This is a genomic window from Legionella clemsonensis, assembly GCF_002240035.1.
Classification (GTDB): domain Bacteria; phylum Pseudomonadota; class Gammaproteobacteria; order Legionellales; family Legionellaceae; genus Tatlockia; species Tatlockia clemsonensis.
Window position 1 is genome coordinate 1,899,302 of record NZ_CP016397.1, and the last position, 14,742, is coordinate 1,914,043.

Genomic DNA, 14,742 nt, shown 5'->3' on the forward strand with positions numbered 1-14,742 from the left:
TAAACGGTGCTATATTATATAAATGATTTATAAAATGAGGGGTTTGTTTTTATATTGATTCAGCTACCACTTTATTCCATTGCAAGGAGCATTGATATGCCAAAGCAGAGACTTATTAAAGCAGTTATTGGGATAATGAGCGCGATACTTTTATTGGTCTCTTGTGCCCCATCAACAACGACGAATAATTCACACCGTGTTTCTCATACTTATGAAGGACACAACGTGGGAGGAATAGGTTGGCATTAACATGAGCAAGTATGTTTTTTTGCTTTTTATACCCTGTTCATGTAGTGCTATAGTAGGATGCTCAGCCCAAACAATTCATTGAAAAAATAATAAGGAGATTTCATTATGTTAAAACGGAATGTATTCATTTTATTGGCCGCTTGCAGTTTGGTTGCCATGCCACTCTTTGCAGAAGACATGTCTTCTGGTTCTCAAATGAATAATATGGGAATGCAAAGCTCTAATCAGCAGTCAACCCAACTGCAAGACGAAATGAAACAAATGCAAGAAGCACTAAAACAAATGCAACAGATGCATGATAAGCTTATGAATGCAAAAACAACGGAAGAAAAGAAATCGTTGATGCAAACACAAATGCCCATGATGGAAGAAGGCATGCACACCATGCAAAAAGGCATGAAGATGATGCAAAGTATGCACGATGATACAGCAAAACAACCCGAGATGATGGATCAACGTATGAAAATGATGCAAATGATGACGCAAATGATGCAGATGATGATGGATAGGCAAATGATGGGATGTCCCATGATGAAAAACCAATAACTCCTCTATAAGAGAGGCCTATCCTAGGGTAATTGACTCAAATCACCAGGGCTCTTATGAGATGTCTAAGAGCCCTATTATGCCAGTAGCCCATTAAGATTGGCCTATTCAGAGCCTACCTATTTCATTGAACTCTATAAAGGGATGGTTTGGTGTATCATCATATAACCCAGTGACATGGGTGTGCAGATTGATGAGACCTCCTACATAGCTTTTGTTTTTTAGATTTGAGGCGAGCTTTTATTAATTAGCATTTTGCTCTCTGTTTTCAAACTCTGTTATATTAAAATTCCATAAAGTGATGTAAAAATAGAGAGAATAGGACGACACCTAATTCATGGGTCATGAATACAATTGGAAAATGATGGATAAAAACACGGCTGTTGCTCAAACTCATGGAACTCCCATCGGCAGGATAATCGAAATCAATGGCCCTGTTGTCAGGATACATTGTGATGTACTACCTCCTTTGCATCAATCTCTTAAAACTTACACGGACAGTGATGAATACATTTTGGAAGTGTGTCAGCATCTTGATGAGCATCATGTGAGAGCCATCACGCTTCACAGTACTTCAGGACTGCAAAGAGGTTTAGTAATCTATGATCAGGGCACTTCCCTACAAATTCCCGTTTCAAAAAATTGCTTGGGCCGCCTTTTAAATATTTTTGGTGAGCCTTTAGACGGAGCTCCGCCATTAGAAACCCATGAATATCGTGATGTTCTGGCAAACTTAGCGCCACTTGAAATGACGAGCACTCAAGAAACCATTCTTGAGACTGGAATTAAAGTCATTGATTTACTTTGTCCTTTCGTCAGAGGGTGTAAAACGGGATTGTTTGGTGGTGCAGGAGTTGGGAAAACCGTACTCCTGATGGAATTGATGCATGCCATTATTCAATTGCATCAAGGGACCTCTGTCTTTGCTGGTGTTGGGGAGCGCATTCGGGAAGGACATGAATTGTGGCATGAGATGAAATCCGCAGGCGTTATGGATAAAACCCTCATGGTATTTGGTCAAATGGATGAATCACCTGGAGTGCGCTTTCGCACAGGGTTATCGGCATTAACTTATGCGGAATATTTGCGTGATACGTTGGGCCATGAGGTTCTTTTTCTTGTAGATAATATTTATCGCTTTGTGCAAGCCGGCAGTGAAATTTCGGGGTTACTCGGCCGAATGCCGGCAAATGTCGGTTATCAACCCACCTTAATGACTGAGATAGCGGAACTTGAAGAGCGCATGACGTCGACTGCCAAAGGAGCAGTGACTTCGGTACAAGCAGTTTATGTTCCAGCCGATGATATGAGCGATCCGGCGGTGACCGGGATTATTACTCATTTGGATTCCATCATAGTACTCTCTCGTTCACAAGCAGGTAAAGGCATTTATCCTGCCGTGGATCCCTTAGCTTCCAAGAGTCAATTTATGGATAAAATCCTATTGGGCGAGCGACATTATTCCATTGCACAAGCCGTACGAGAACACCTGGAACGTTATCAAGAATTAGAAGACATGATTTCTATGATGGGGATTGAAGAGCTTTCTCCTAAAGACCGTGCTATTGTGTTAAGAGCACGCAAACTGCAACGCTATCTTAGCCAACCCTTTCATGTCACCAAGCTTCAAACAGGAATGGAAGGGAAATCGGTTTCATTGGAACACACATTAACCGATTGCGAATCATTTCTAAGAGGCGATTACGATGAGTTTTCAGAAGAAGCGTGTTACATGATAGGTGCCATGAATAAAGGGAGATAACGACGGACATGGAGCTTTTTACTATCCATCTTAAGAGTGCCACACAATATGAAAAAATCGATAAGGTCATCAGTTTTGTGGGTGAGGATGCTTCTGGGCAATTTGGGATTTTAGCTCATCATGGCCGAATGATGACGTGCTTAAAATTCGGCTTGGCCTGGTTTCGTGATGAGAATCAAGAGACGGAATACTTAGCATTACCAGGTGCCGTGGTTTATTTCATTGACAATCAATTGCATATCGCGACAAGACATTATGTGCGCCATAAAGAGTACCAAGCCATACAAAGGGTCCTGGAGGAAGAATTACATTGGGAAGAAAACAATCTAGTGCGCACCAAAGAAAGCGTGCATCGTTTGGATGAAGAAATGTTAAAGCGTTTATGGGAATTAAACCGGCAGAACAGCTATGGAATTTAAAAATTCAAACAAGGAACTGGAACAACAAGTGAAACGAAACGTCCGCAAAATCAATGAAGCCAAAAAGGGAAAATCAACGTTATTAGCCCAAACAGTTTACCTGGGCACTTTGGGCTTTGTTTTTGTGTTACCCATCATTGCAGGAGCCTATCTCGGGGTTTGGCTCGATGAGAAAATAAAAGGGTATTCCATCAGTTGGACCATCAATTTAATCCTCCTTGGGGTGATTATTGGTGCCATTAACGTGTATCTTTTAATTAAGGACTAACTGTGGGAGAAGAAGGATTCTTAGCGCATTTTGCCTTTTCAATCGGTGGATTACCCATCACACAAAGCGTCTTAACCACGTGGTTCATTATGATCTCCTTATTCATCATGGCATGGAGTACCACTTACAAATGCTCTCTCCTACAGCCAAGCACGTACCAACTCATTTGGGAGGGTGTTTTAAGCACCATGTACGATGCAATAAAAGAAGTATTGCCCGAGCACGTTGAACTGATATTTCCTTTTGTAGCCACCTTGTGGATTTTTATCCTTGTTTCCAATTTAATTGGTGTTATTCCGGGATTTTATTCACCAACAGCGGATTTATCGGTGACGGCATCCCTTGCGATAATGACTTTTTTATCGGTACACTGGTTTGGAATTCGTGCCGAGGGGTGGCGAGAGTATTTGAAACATTATATTAAGCCAACTCCTTTTTTATTGCCTTTTCATTTAATCAGCGAAATCTCTCGAACCTTAGCATTGGCTGTCCGCTTGTTTGGTAATATCATGAGCTTGCAATTAACCGCCCTGATTGTCCTCATGATTGCCGGATTTTTAGTTCCTATTCCAATACTCATTTTACATATTATTGAAGCCATCATCCAAGCGTATATTTTTGGCATGCTGGCCTTAATATACATTGCTGGGGGCATTCAAGCCCATGAGCTTAAAAGCCAAGGAGAATCGTTATGAATGACATAAGTTGGTTTAGTTTAGCGTCAACCGTTATTGCCGCAATAGCCATTGCCATAGGAACTATAGGGCCGGCTCTAGCCATGGGGCGCGCGATTAGTCACGCCTTAGATGCTTTGGCAAGGCAACCTGAAGCCGAAAAATCCATCACCAGAACCTTATTTATTGGTTTGGCCATGATCGAATCGTTAGCCATTTATTGTTTGGTGATTGTTTTGATTATCCTCTTTAGAAATCCATTATTGTCTTATTTTGTAACGCAACAGGGATAAAACCAATGGAACTCTCTTGGACCACTTTTTCATTAGAACTCATTAATTTTCTTATTCTCATTTGGATTTTGAAACGCTTTCTTTATGCGCCCATACAAAAAACCATATTAGAACGAAAAAAAAGAGTGCAAGAACAATTAGAGACTGCGGAAAGACTGCACAAGGAAGCAACGCAATTGCAAACAACCTATGAACATCGTCTTACCGATTGGCAACAAGAGAAAGCGACCCTACAAAACGAGTGGCATGAGGCAATGGAACAATGGAAATCAGAAGAAAGACTCCGGTTTGAAAAACAATTGCATCAAGAAAAAGAACAGATTTTTTCCCATGAAATGCAAAAAGCCGAAGCCATCATTGAAAACAATGCCAAGGAAGCGTTTCTATTGGCTGGGAAATTTGCTGAACAATTGTTAATGCCTTTTGCGGATGCCCATCTTGAAGAGAACATCATTAAAAAAACCATTGAGGATCTGAATCATTTTCCGGTAGAACAATGGCAATGGCTCAATACTGTGCCGGAAGAAGAAACCATTTCGATACAAACGGCCTACCCCATCAAAGAACATCAGAAACAGGAGCTCTTGCAAGTCATTGAACAATTGTCACCTAAAAAACTTACAGTCTCTTTTACGGAAAATCCAAAGCTTCTCGCGGGATTAACCCTGCAAATGGGCCCCATGTGCTTGCAAGCCAATCTTCGTGATGAATTAAAATTCTTTATAGAGACAAAAAATGAATTGGTCTAACACCCCTTCTTTTCTTGAGAAGCAACGACAACGCCTTGAGCGCTATCAATTTCAAATCAAGGTATCCGAACAAGGGCGGGTGGTTTCTGTTGGAGATGGGATTATCTGGATTAAGGGCTTACCAGGGGCTGCCATCGATGAAATTCTTATTTCAGAGGATGAGTGCTGTATCGCGATGGTGTTCCACCTCACCGAAGAGCTGGTTGGCGCTGTGATGCTGGTACAAACCAAAAAATTAAAGGCAGGCACCCCTATTTTTCCTCTGAAACGCGTATTGAGTATTCCTGTAGGTGATAAACTGCTTGGGCGAGTGATTGATCCTCTAGGCCATCCATTAGACGGCGGTGAGATTCCGCCCCATGAAGAACAAGGATTACTGGATAGGCTGTCCCCACCTATTCTTCACCGTGACTTTGTGAATCGACCATTGTACACAGGAAATAAGATGCTTGATAATCTAATTCCCATTGGAAAAGGACAAAGGGAGTTACTGATTGGGGATAATGGGCTTGGTAAAAGTGCTTTGGCCCTTGACATTGTGATGAATCAAAAAGATAAAAAAGTGTATTGTGTCTATGTGTTGATTGGCCAAAAACGTTCCACGGTAAGCTCTACCATTCAATTATTAAAAGAAGCCAATGCCTTGGACTATACGACTGTTGTAGTAGCCCAAGCGACGGCCTTACCAGGATTACTTTATCTGGCTCCTTTTGCAGGGTGCGCCATTGCCGAACACTGGATGAAAAAGGGCTTAGATGCCCTGGTGATCTATGATGATTTGAGTGCTCATGCCAATAGTTATCGTGAACTGTCCCTTTTACTGCGTAGACCTCCTGGACGTGAGGCATTTCCTGCGGACATTTTTTATCTGCATTCCCGTTTATTAGAACGCTCCACCTGTCTTTCCCCTGCTCTGGGCGGCGGTAGTATGACGGCGTTGCCTATTATCGAAACCAAAGAAGGTGAAATGGCCACTTATATTCCAACGAATCTCATCTCCATCACTGATGGGCAAATCTTTTTTGATGAATCCTTATTCTCTTCTGGATTTCTTCCCGCCATTGATATCACCAAATCGGTCTCACGAGTCGGTGGTAAAGCGCAGCATCCGCAAATTAAAAAAGAATCCGGTCGAATGAAACTGGATTACCTGCAATTTCTTGATTTGGAACTGTTCACCCGCTTTGGGGCGAAACTGGATGCCAAAATGCAAAAGCAGATTCAAAAAGGGCGAGTTTTAAGAGAAATTCTAAAACAAGAACGTTTTTCACCACTACCCATTGAATTTCAACTCGCATGGCTTATTGCTTACAATGAGGGTTTCTTTGACGAATTGAATTTAGAAGACATCCCCAAAATGCTCAAAAAAATAGAGGAAGAAATAAAACAAAGCACTTTATCCTTGGGAAGCCCACGAGAACAATGGAAAAAAGCGATAAAAGAATGGCTAATGGCATAGAACGGACTCATTATCCACTCCAAAGCAATGAGTATCACTTAATACCCGGATGGTATCATGACGAAACGAACCAAACTCAAAGAACATGTTCATACTTTAGAAGAAATTGGCCACATTATGACGGCCATGAAAAATCTTTCTTTCATTGAACTGGGCAAAATCACTCAATGTCTTTCCATGCAGGACAACGTCATTAAAACCATTCGTGAGGTGAGCCATGATTTTTTAAGTTTCTATCCCATGCCCCCCATGAATCAACAAGAAAATCCTCCCTTAGTTTCTATTCTTATTGGCTCAGAACGCGGCTTTTGTGGTTCTTTTAATGATAATGTACTTCATCAGTTAGACGCGCACAACGAGCAACATTCTGAATGGGAACCAGCACTCGTTCTTGTAGGGCATAAACTGGCATTAAAAATGGCCAATGATTCTCGTGTCATGGCAACAATCGATGGACCCAATGCCATTGAAGAAATCCCAGCCGTGATTTCAAACGTGTTACACACGTTAGAAAGAGCCTTATTGCAAAGAAATAAGACATGGCACTCTTGGCAATGGACTGTTCTCTTCAATGAGGAAGAGCACAATCAAATTCAAGTAAAAACCTGGCAGCCCTTTAAAGAGTTGGATATAAGTCCTGCGCCTCCTTTTTCTGTGCCACCTGTTTTGAATGGTTCCAAAGACCAGTTTTTCGCTGACTTGGTGGAGCATTATTTACTGGCCAGGTGTTATGCGATTTTTTATCAATCGTTTTTTGCGGAGAATCATCAAAGACTGTTTCATTTAAACCAGGCATTAGATCGGTTAGAAAATAAAAAAAATGCATTAAACCATCGTCTTAATTTAATGCGCCAAGAAGAAATTACGGAAGAAATTCAGAATATTTTGCAAAGCGCCCAAGCGATTATTGGTCATGAGTTCACATAGAGCACTATGAGGCAAAAGTCACACCGCCTCTTTATAAGGTCTTTTTCTTATACGGGTTACAGACGACTATTAATTTCAACTGCCCTGGTTTCGATTCTCCACGGCATAAGGCCTTATATTGTTCCTGTCCCGAAATGGCGATGAGTTCGAGAGCGATTTGATACTTATCATCATAACCCATGATAAAATGTTGTTTTTCATCCGTGACCACTGAGAAATGCCCTTTGGGATATCCATAATAGTAGATTTTGATTATTAATGTGGCTTTTTTAAGAGGGATATTTTTTATAGGGGAGGCCTTTGAGTACTCCACTGAAAAAACACCATTTCGATATTGTGCTAACGAAGCAGTCGTCAATAAACTCAAGACCACACACCCTATTAAAACCATCCACTGCTTCGCCATTGGAAATTCCTCCATCCTGGCATCATAATGTTCACTACCATGTCAGAATTAGCACTTAACCGATTGATCCCTGTAAAGTATCAAAGCGTGCCGTCCCTTCACTTTTTTAAGATTCCACATAGGACATCTCTTAAAAAAGCTTCTATTATAGAATAGACAGAACCTCAAAATAGAGCAAATAACGTACTGATTTGGTTGAGTTTCTAATCCATGGAATGAATGACTGCATGAATTCCTAATCATACCCTTTTAAGTTATTGGAAATTTGTTACAGAATATGGGATAAACTAATAAGAGGCAGGAAAACAAATAATCTCAGCTTGTTCAGTGCGCTTTGGAGGGAAAGGATGCTGTTTCAATACATTAAAAAATTTTTCCTATTTCTATGGGTTCAAGCAGTATCTATTTCTTTCCTGTTGGCGATGGCTTCTGTTTCCTTTGCTCAACTCACAGCACAAGACCATGCTGCCCATCATCAAGGAGAAAAAGAAAGTGAGGGAATGGGGGGCATGATGAAAAACATAGGGACTCCCTCTAAGGAACTGTACCCTTCTTTAATGAATTTACCCACATTATCCCCCGAAAAACGCCTTGCAATTCAACAAAAGGCACATCAACGCATCACATCCGGCATGGCGCTCATGAAAGGTGGACTTAACGAGCTTTTGTTGGCATCCAACAATAACGATTACGCTAAAATGCAAGAAGCTTTAGAGAAATTACGGGAAGGGATAGCGCAATATGAGAGTGCACTGGCTGCACTTCGCGCACTGTCTGAAGGAAAAAATCCTCGCGACATCGCTTTGCAGTGGTTTAAACGTGAAATGAATCTTCTTCCAAGTACTCCTCAAGCCAAAAATGTCTTAGGCGGTCCTTTTTTTCATTTAACGATTATCGCTCTATTTGGTCTGTTTTTTTTGGTCATGATTTGGATGTATTTTTTCAAAATGAGAAGAGCGGCTGCTTTGCTCGATCGCTTAACCAAACAAAATGCGACTGTATCTTCAGAGACACCACCCCAATTCTCAAAAGCACCTGAACCAACCCCTTCCTTAACATCTGTAGAGCCTATTAAATCCTCTCAAGTTTCTAAAGTGCCATCAGAAATAGCCCCAACTACGCCTCCTACCTGCCCCGCTCATAAATGTCCTGTCCCGCAATTTCCAGTCATGAGATCGCTCACCGAACCGGAAGAGAAATGGGAAGGACAACTTCGTGTTTGCCGTATCTTTCAAGAAGCCCCGGGAATCAAAACGTTTCATTTGGCATCAACCCATGAGGTGGCTTTGCCATTTACCTATTATCCTGGCCAGTTCATTACGCTCACCGCCTTAATTAATGGTAAAACCGTAAGACGCAGTTACACCATGGCGTCCACCCCAACCCAATTGCATTATTGCGCCATCACGGTCAAGCGGGAAGAACAAGGCGTGTTTTCCCGTTATTTGCATGACGAAATTAAAGAAGGGGATTTACTGGAGGTGATGGGACCTAATGGTAAATTTACCTTTACTGGTGAAGAGGCAAAGAGCATTGTACTGATTTGTGGAGGAGTTGGTATTACCCCGATGATGAGTATCATCCGCTACCTCACCGATATTGGATGGCACAATGACATTTATTTGCTGTACTGTTGTCGCACGACGAGTGAGTTTCTCTTTCGCGAAGAATTAGAGCAACTTCAAGAAAGATACCTCAATCTCCATGTGTACGCGTCGATGCTGCGTTCAGAGGGAACCATTTGGATGGGGTTGCAAGGCCTATTTACCAAGAACATCATCAGCCATCTTGTCCCTGATATTGCCTCTCATCGTATCCACGTTTGTGGTCCTCCTGCGATGATGGCAGCCATCCTTGGTATCTTAAAAGAACTTAAGGTGCCCGCTGATTTGATTCTAACAGAAGCATTTGGACCAGAAAAGAAACCAGAAATAATCCAAGAAGACTTAGAGGCCATCAAAGCCGATACCCGTTCGATGATTTCTTTTCGGAAATCTGAAAAAATGGTTCCGATTTTGCCAGACCGTACCCTTCTTGAAATCGCGGAAGCCAATGGAGTTACTATTGATAACGCGTGTCGAACCGGGCAATGCGGGTTATGTAAAGTGAAATTGCTGTCAGGGGAAGTGACCATGGCTTGTGACGATGCGCTTTCAAAGGAAGACAAACAACAGGGGCTCATCTTAGCCTGTCAGGCCAAAGCGACTCAAAACATTGAGGTGGATGCTTAATGAATGCGCAAGGACGTATGATGGTTTTGGGGTTAGTACTTCTAATGCTTATCACATGGCTAGGCTTTACAGTCCATACGTCTTCTCGTTTTGCCGGGAGTTTTTGGGGTGGCGTTTTTGGAGTGAGTGGCTCGATATTGATGCTGATTCCGCTCCTCTACCTCTTTGTTAAACGCATTTCATTTTTGAAAAATTGGATAACACACTATGTGTCCATGAATACCCTGTTGTCATGGCATATTTATACAGGCATTATCGGCTCTATTTTAGTCTTGATTCATACTGGGCATAAATTTAATAGCGCTCTGGGTATTGCTTTGACTGCTATGACGCTCATTGTCACGCTCAGTGGTTTTATTGGCCGTTATCTCATGGGCTTTATGACTCAGGAAATCGATGAAAAAAGACAATCCTCTTGGGATTACAACAGCAATACCAAATCGTGGCTCAAGAATTACAAGCAAGCGCACACCCCAAGCAAAACATCGAAAAATTACATCTTATGACCGCTCGCTTTCTTTCCTGGCTGCTTGAAGACACCGCACTGGATGGTCAGTTAATCAAGTCGGCAGAGGTACGCGCTTTGTGTTTAGCAGATGCCATCTCTGAGCTGGAATACGCCATTCGTTTTCACGAGCACTTCAAGCGCCTGTTTCAAAAATGGTTAACCTGTCACATTATTACAGCACTGGTATTGTATGTTCTGCTGGGTTTGCACGTTTGGTCTGGAATTTATTTTGGATTAAGGTGGTTTCAATGAAGCTGAGTTGGGCTACCCTCGCTGCCCTTACCGTAATCGCGGCACTGTCTTTTATGGCCTATTATCTGTCTTCTCATGGAGATGAGGTGAGCAGTTTGACGAACGTAGCGGAGTGGCAAAGAATGGCAAGCCCCGGAGAACTTTCCAAAGCCCACTCGTTTTTAAGTCACAACTGCACTGCATGTCATACGCCTGTGAAAGGGGTTGAGGCAGCGAACTGTATCGTCTGCCATGCCAACAACGAATCTCTGTTAAAACGCCAGCCGACCTCCTTTCATGCCAACATAGGCAGTTGTGTTGAATGTCATAGAGAGCACCAGGGCAGAACAGCACGTATCACCCAGATGGATCACAATGCTTTGGTTTCGTTAGGACTTCAGCAACTTCGTGCCTTTTCAAATGCAAATGATGAAGAAGAACAGTTGATTATTAATCAAGTTATGCTCTTTTTAGCGCAGAACGAATCCAATAAGTCCACATTACGGGTCAACCCCCATTTATCACCTCAAGAACTGACTTTACGCTGCGCCTCATGTCATCAAAACAAGGACAAGCACTTTAAGTTATTTGGCGACGATTGTTCTGCTTGTCATGAAACGGCTCATTGGAGCCTCTCTGAATTTAGGCACCCATCTCCGAGTTCAATGGATTGTGCTCAATGCCACCAAGCGCCACCCAGTCATTATATGGAGCATTTTAATATGATTTCAAAAAAAGTGGCTCATGAGCATGAAGCCCGTGTCGATCAATGTTTCCTTTGCCACCAAACCACGTTGTGGACTGATATTAAAGGAGTTGGGTTTTATAAGCATCATTGAGGGACACCTTCACTACAATGGAAAATTATAAGTGCCATAACAATTTATTATGGCACTTACCAGGACTATTGATTGGGTGACTGTTTCTGCATCGGGATTTGATGTTGTATCAACATAGACATACTAGCAGGCGTTTGAATATATCCTTTATGCCAATACACAGTGGCATAATAAGCACTACAAATCATGCCTAAAATCGCAAAGAGAACGATGAGCCAACCAAAGACTTTTGCCAGCGAAATACCACGTCCTTCGTTACGTAACGCCCATGCTATCAAAATAATACCCAGTGCTATTGCAATGAGAGACAACATCTGAGCCACATGGAACAGGAATGCTTCACCTGACATCATTGGCATCTGGAAATAGCCTGCATACCAGTACTTAATCGCGTAATAAGTACTGCATAGCTCCCCTAAAATCCCGATAATGACAATCAACCATCCAAATATTTTGGCTAATCCAGTACTGTTGCCTTCATTACGTAATGCCCAAACAACCAACATGATTCCAAGCGCTATTGCGATAAGGCCGAGCATCTCGGCACTGTGAAACATAAACATCATGGTGCACCTCCTTTACTGTCTTGTTGTTTACCAAAACGAGGTATAAACCCAGGAGTAACTGCAGCATAGTGTTTATATTCCTCACCATATTCCGCCAAGACCTCTTTTTCTTCTCTACGCGCGAGACGAACATACATATAAACCAATATAGGAAACATGATTAAGGTCAGAATGGTTGGCCATTGCAATAAAAAACCAATCATCACCAGAATAAACCCATCGTATTGCGGATGACGAATTTTGGCGTACAGCCCACTGGTTGCAAGTTGATGCGCCTTTTGAGCACGATAAAGAGTACCCCAGGCTGATGCAATCATCCAAAGACCGCCGATAATGAAGACAAAACTTAAGATATGAAAGACATCAAAATGGGGATCACCTTTCAAGCCAAGCAGGGTATGGAGTAAATGGCCACTGTCATGACCATATAAATCCATTCCAGGATAATATTTAGAAAGCCATCCTGACAGTAAATAAATGGTTAAAGGAAAACCATACATTTCGGTAAAATAAGCGATGACAAACGCAGAAAAAGCACCAAAGGCGCGCCAATCTCGCCTTGTTTTAAACGTGGTGGTAAAACTGTAAGCAAACAAAATGAAAATCGCCGAATTGACAATGACCAATAACCACAAACCATAAGCATAAGAAGAATGTTCCATTTCGATTAATCCTTTTTCTCAGAAGAGTCGTTGTCCTCGTCATCGGATTTATGGTGATGATTCTCTCCATGCCCCCCATGTCCTCTATGCATAAAAAGATGCATCAATGGACAGAGTAAGACTAACAGCACCAATGGTGAAGCGCCTAAAAAGCTTGCTATGTGAGCACCATGCTCTACAATTAAGTAATAGCTAATAATCCCAATAATGATAATGGCCATTAGACCGGAAGGAGAACTCCAGAAGCCCTTCTCTTTTTGTGGTTTTGGTGATTTCGGGTGGTGCCCAAATGCAGGCGACATGATGTGCACTCCTTTGACTCAGTAATTTGTATTAGTATAGTTCATCCTTCTAAAGGATTGCGCCAGTCAGGTATCATTTCATAAATTGATCAATTTATGAAATTCAGTGCTATCTTGTCTATAGATAAGTATTGGATTTAGAGTAGCTTAATCAGCTCTTTTACAAGGAGCGGCAATATGTGGACTTTAAAGACGTTGAAGTGGTTTGTTGCAGTAGCCGCTTTGATGGGTTCAAGTGCTGTAGCTTCTGCCTTTGATACCTCAATCAAAACTGATTCACCAATAGGTTCCATAACATTGGCTTCCAATATACCTCATGCCCCTCATTGGACACCTCATGGTGGACATGGCCGGTGGCATTGGGATGGACATAGATGGCATTGGATTCAATATCACTACAAGTGGCATCATAACTGGCATCAAAATTGGCACCATAATTGGCATCAACAAAACTGGCATCACGGTGGTCATGACGGACATGGCGGTGGACATTAAGAATGGGAAATTCATTCCCAAGTCTTGATGTGTGAGTGAGGGCATTTAACCTTTGGTTTAGAGGGTTTTTTGTGCCAAATATTTGGAAATGAGGCAGAAACGAGACAAATGCGAGCCAGAAAAACCCTCATCGAGAGACTATGAAAAAAGTATAACTAGCCACAGAAAAAATTGAAGCACTTAAATATCTTGTTCGAGATAATAAAAATCAATTAAGCCATTTAAATACCTTAAGCAATTTATTGCAACAGCGGATTGATTATTTTAAGCAGATTATTACCACCTATCAAAAACAAGAGAAAGAAGTAGCCGAAAACATGATGGCAAGTGACACGGGACTTTATCTCGCAACTCAGGTACGCATTTTAACCATCACTATACAAAATGGCGAATTTATTTTACTCAATTGAAAGCGACATTAATTTTATATTTTTACAATTAATACTTTTATTCATAATCAAAGTAAGTAATAGTCTTATATGGGTATGTTAAAAGCACGCTAAATAAAAGGAATTATGGATATGAAAATTGTTTATTTAATAATTAGCTTTATGATTCTTCTTTTGAATTCGGGCTGTGGCGGATTACGTCAAGTAAATGCAGATGCGAAAAATGTGAACTTATATTTGTCCTATCCTACAGGAAATTGCCGTTTCTTAGGGATTATTAAAAACCCAAATGTACATGAAGTTATGGATATCCGCTCCTCTTTAAAAGATCTAGAAAAAGATGATAATAATTTTTTAAAAAATGAAGGCGCGAAGTTAGGAGCAAATGTTATCGTTCTTGTAACCCATACACCAAGTGAAGCTCATAAGAGATATGTAAGGGGATCAAAAAACTTAACAACTATTAATATCCATTCCATAATAGCTAATGCCTATTACTGTCCCCATATGAAAGTTGACCAATTACAACAAAGAAATTTAGAAATTAAGCAAACTCCATTATTTGAAAATGATGATCTGCAGATCAATCATTAAAAATCCAGGATCCTGGGTTAAATTACAAAACTGAGGATAATTTAACCCAGTATTGTCAGATAAATTGTCCCCATCCTAAAGACATGAGGAAGGATTTTCTTGGAAGAGAACGCTCAACACCCCAATGAACAAGGTCATTGATAGGTGATATATTCCTCATGGATGGATTAATA

21 protein-coding genes are annotated in these 14,742 nt (G+C 41.3%); 17 read left to right on the forward strand and 4 right to left on the reverse strand.

What is annotated here, in order from left to right:
- Positions 1 to 96 precede the first annotated feature (96 nt).
- The 10 genes from clem_RS14975 to clem_RS08220 all read left to right on the forward strand — a co-directional run bounded on the left by clem_RS14975 (position 97) and on the right by clem_RS08220 (position 7,346).
- Positions 97 to 249 carry a hypothetical protein gene (locus clem_RS14975; RefSeq protein WP_167592935.1) on the forward strand — a complete coding sequence of 51 codons (153 nt, stop codon included), beginning with the start codon at positions 97 to 99 and terminating at the stop codon, positions 247 to 249.
- 105 nt (positions 250 to 354) lie between these two features.
- Positions 355 to 795 carry a type IV secretion protein Dot gene (locus clem_RS08180; protein WP_027265825.1) on the forward strand — a complete coding sequence of 147 codons (441 nt, stop codon included), beginning with the start codon at positions 355 to 357 and terminating at the stop codon, positions 793 to 795.
- Between the two features lie 364 nt (positions 796 to 1,159).
- Entirely contained in the window at positions 1,160 to 2,557 is a 1,398-nt protein-coding gene (gene atpD / locus clem_RS08185) for a F0F1 ATP synthase subunit beta (protein ID WP_216818699.1), read from the forward strand.
- A gap of 8 nt (positions 2,558 to 2,565) precedes the next feature.
- Positions 2,566 to 2,976, forward strand: coding sequence for a F0F1 ATP synthase subunit epsilon (locus clem_RS08190; protein WP_010946788.1), 411 nt, complete (start codon positions 2,566 to 2,568; stop codon positions 2,974 to 2,976).
- Complete coding sequence (locus clem_RS08195; RefSeq protein WP_010946787.1) at positions 2,966 to 3,244, forward strand: AtpZ/AtpI family protein; 279 nt, start codon at positions 2,966 to 2,968, stop codon at positions 3,242 to 3,244. Before clem_RS08190 ends, clem_RS08195 begins: the two co-directional genes overlap by 11 nt.
- Before the next feature lie 41 nt (positions 3,245 to 3,285).
- A complete protein-coding gene (locus clem_RS08200) occupies positions 3,286 to 3,939 on the forward strand; it encodes a F0F1 ATP synthase subunit A (RefSeq protein WP_225969170.1) in 654 nt (217 codons plus the stop codon).
- Positions 3,936 to 4,211, forward strand: coding sequence for a F0F1 ATP synthase subunit C (locus clem_RS08205; RefSeq protein WP_011946148.1), 276 nt, complete (start codon positions 3,936 to 3,938; stop codon positions 4,209 to 4,211). The genes clem_RS08200 and clem_RS08205 overlap by 4 nt, the downstream gene beginning before the upstream one ends.
- A gap of 5 nt (positions 4,212 to 4,216) precedes the next feature.
- A complete protein-coding gene (locus clem_RS08210; protein WP_027265827.1) occupies positions 4,217 to 4,960 on the forward strand; it encodes a F0F1 ATP synthase subunit delta in 744 nt (247 codons plus the stop codon).
- Entirely contained in the window at positions 4,947 to 6,419 is a 1,473-nt protein-coding gene (locus tag clem_RS08215) for a F0F1 ATP synthase subunit alpha (RefSeq protein ID WP_010946783.1), read from the forward strand. The genes clem_RS08210 and clem_RS08215 overlap by 14 nt, the downstream gene beginning before the upstream one ends.
- A 57-nt stretch (positions 6,420 to 6,476) precedes the next feature.
- Positions 6,477 to 7,346, forward strand: coding sequence for a F0F1 ATP synthase subunit gamma (locus clem_RS08220; RefSeq protein ID WP_027265828.1), 870 nt, complete (start codon positions 6,477 to 6,479; stop codon positions 7,344 to 7,346).
- A gap of 31 nt (positions 7,347 to 7,377) precedes the next feature.
- Here clem_RS08220 and clem_RS08225 read toward each other — a convergent pair whose 3' ends face one another.
- Positions 7,378 to 7,752 carry a hypothetical protein gene (locus tag clem_RS08225; RefSeq protein ID WP_013101362.1) on the reverse strand — a complete coding sequence of 125 codons (375 nt, stop codon included), beginning with the start codon at positions 7,750 to 7,752 and terminating at the stop codon, positions 7,378 to 7,380.
- Between the two features lie 347 nt (positions 7,753 to 8,099).
- Between clem_RS08225 and clem_RS08235 the strand changes: the two genes are divergently transcribed.
- Genes clem_RS08235 through clem_RS08245 form a run of 4 tightly spaced genes read left to right on the forward strand, consistent with a single transcriptional unit; the run spans position 8,100 to position 11,561 of the window.
- Positions 8,100 to 9,983 carry an FAD-binding oxidoreductase gene (locus tag clem_RS08235; protein ID WP_027265829.1) on the forward strand — a complete coding sequence of 628 codons (1,884 nt, stop codon included), beginning with the start codon at positions 8,100 to 8,102 and terminating at the stop codon, positions 9,981 to 9,983.
- On the forward strand, positions 9,983 to 10,489 hold the full coding sequence (locus clem_RS08240; RefSeq protein ID WP_232505439.1) for a hypothetical protein: 507 nt from the start codon (positions 9,983 to 9,985) through the stop codon (positions 10,487 to 10,489). Before clem_RS08235 ends, clem_RS08240 begins: the two co-directional genes overlap by 1 nt.
- Entirely contained in the window at positions 10,486 to 10,743 is a 258-nt protein-coding gene (locus clem_RS15105; protein ID WP_232505440.1) for a hypothetical protein, read from the forward strand. The genes clem_RS08240 and clem_RS15105 overlap by 4 nt, the downstream gene beginning before the upstream one ends.
- Positions 10,740 to 11,561 carry a cytochrome c3 family protein gene (locus tag clem_RS08245; RefSeq protein WP_027265831.1) on the forward strand — a complete coding sequence of 274 codons (822 nt, stop codon included), beginning with the start codon at positions 10,740 to 10,742 and terminating at the stop codon, positions 11,559 to 11,561. Before clem_RS15105 ends, clem_RS08245 begins: the two co-directional genes overlap by 4 nt.
- Before the next feature lie 65 nt (positions 11,562 to 11,626).
- On the opposite strand, the gene clem_RS08250 is transcribed toward clem_RS08245, so the two are convergent.
- From clem_RS08250 to clem_RS08260, 3 genes are read right to left on the reverse strand one after another with little or no spacing between them, the layout of a single operon-like run.
- The gene (locus clem_RS08250) at positions 11,627 to 12,127 is read right to left on the reverse strand and encodes a hypothetical protein (RefSeq protein ID WP_027265832.1); all 501 of its coding nucleotides are present in this window, start codon (positions 12,125 to 12,127) and stop codon (positions 11,627 to 11,629) included.
- The gene (locus tag clem_RS08255) at positions 12,124 to 12,789 is read right to left on the reverse strand and encodes a methyltransferase family protein (protein ID WP_042755008.1); all 666 of its coding nucleotides are present in this window, start codon (positions 12,787 to 12,789) and stop codon (positions 12,124 to 12,126) included. The genes clem_RS08250 and clem_RS08255 overlap by 4 nt, the downstream gene beginning before the upstream one ends.
- 5 nt (positions 12,790 to 12,794) lie before the next feature.
- Positions 12,795 to 13,091, reverse strand: a complete 297-nt coding sequence (locus clem_RS08260) for a DUF2933 domain-containing protein (RefSeq protein ID WP_027265438.1) — start codon at positions 13,089 to 13,091, stop codon at positions 12,795 to 12,797.
- Positions 13,092 to 13,268: 177 nt separating this feature from the next.
- On the opposite strand from clem_RS08260, the gene clem_RS08265 reads away from it, so the two are divergent.
- The 3 genes from clem_RS08265 to clem_RS08275 all read left to right on the forward strand — a co-directional run bounded on the left by clem_RS08265 (position 13,269) and on the right by clem_RS08275 (position 14,569).
- Entirely contained in the window at positions 13,269 to 13,586 is a 318-nt protein-coding gene (locus tag clem_RS08265) for a hypothetical protein (RefSeq protein WP_027265439.1), read from the forward strand.
- Between the two features lie 170 nt (positions 13,587 to 13,756).
- Positions 13,757 to 13,996, forward strand: coding sequence for a CHASE3 domain-containing protein (locus tag clem_RS08270; RefSeq protein WP_072363891.1), 240 nt, complete (start codon positions 13,757 to 13,759; stop codon positions 13,994 to 13,996).
- 111 nt (positions 13,997 to 14,107) lie between these two features.
- A complete protein-coding gene (locus clem_RS08275) occupies positions 14,108 to 14,569 on the forward strand; it encodes a DUF4156 domain-containing protein (protein WP_015444656.1) in 462 nt (153 codons plus the stop codon).
- The last annotated feature ends 173 nt before the right edge of the window (positions 14,570 to 14,742 follow it).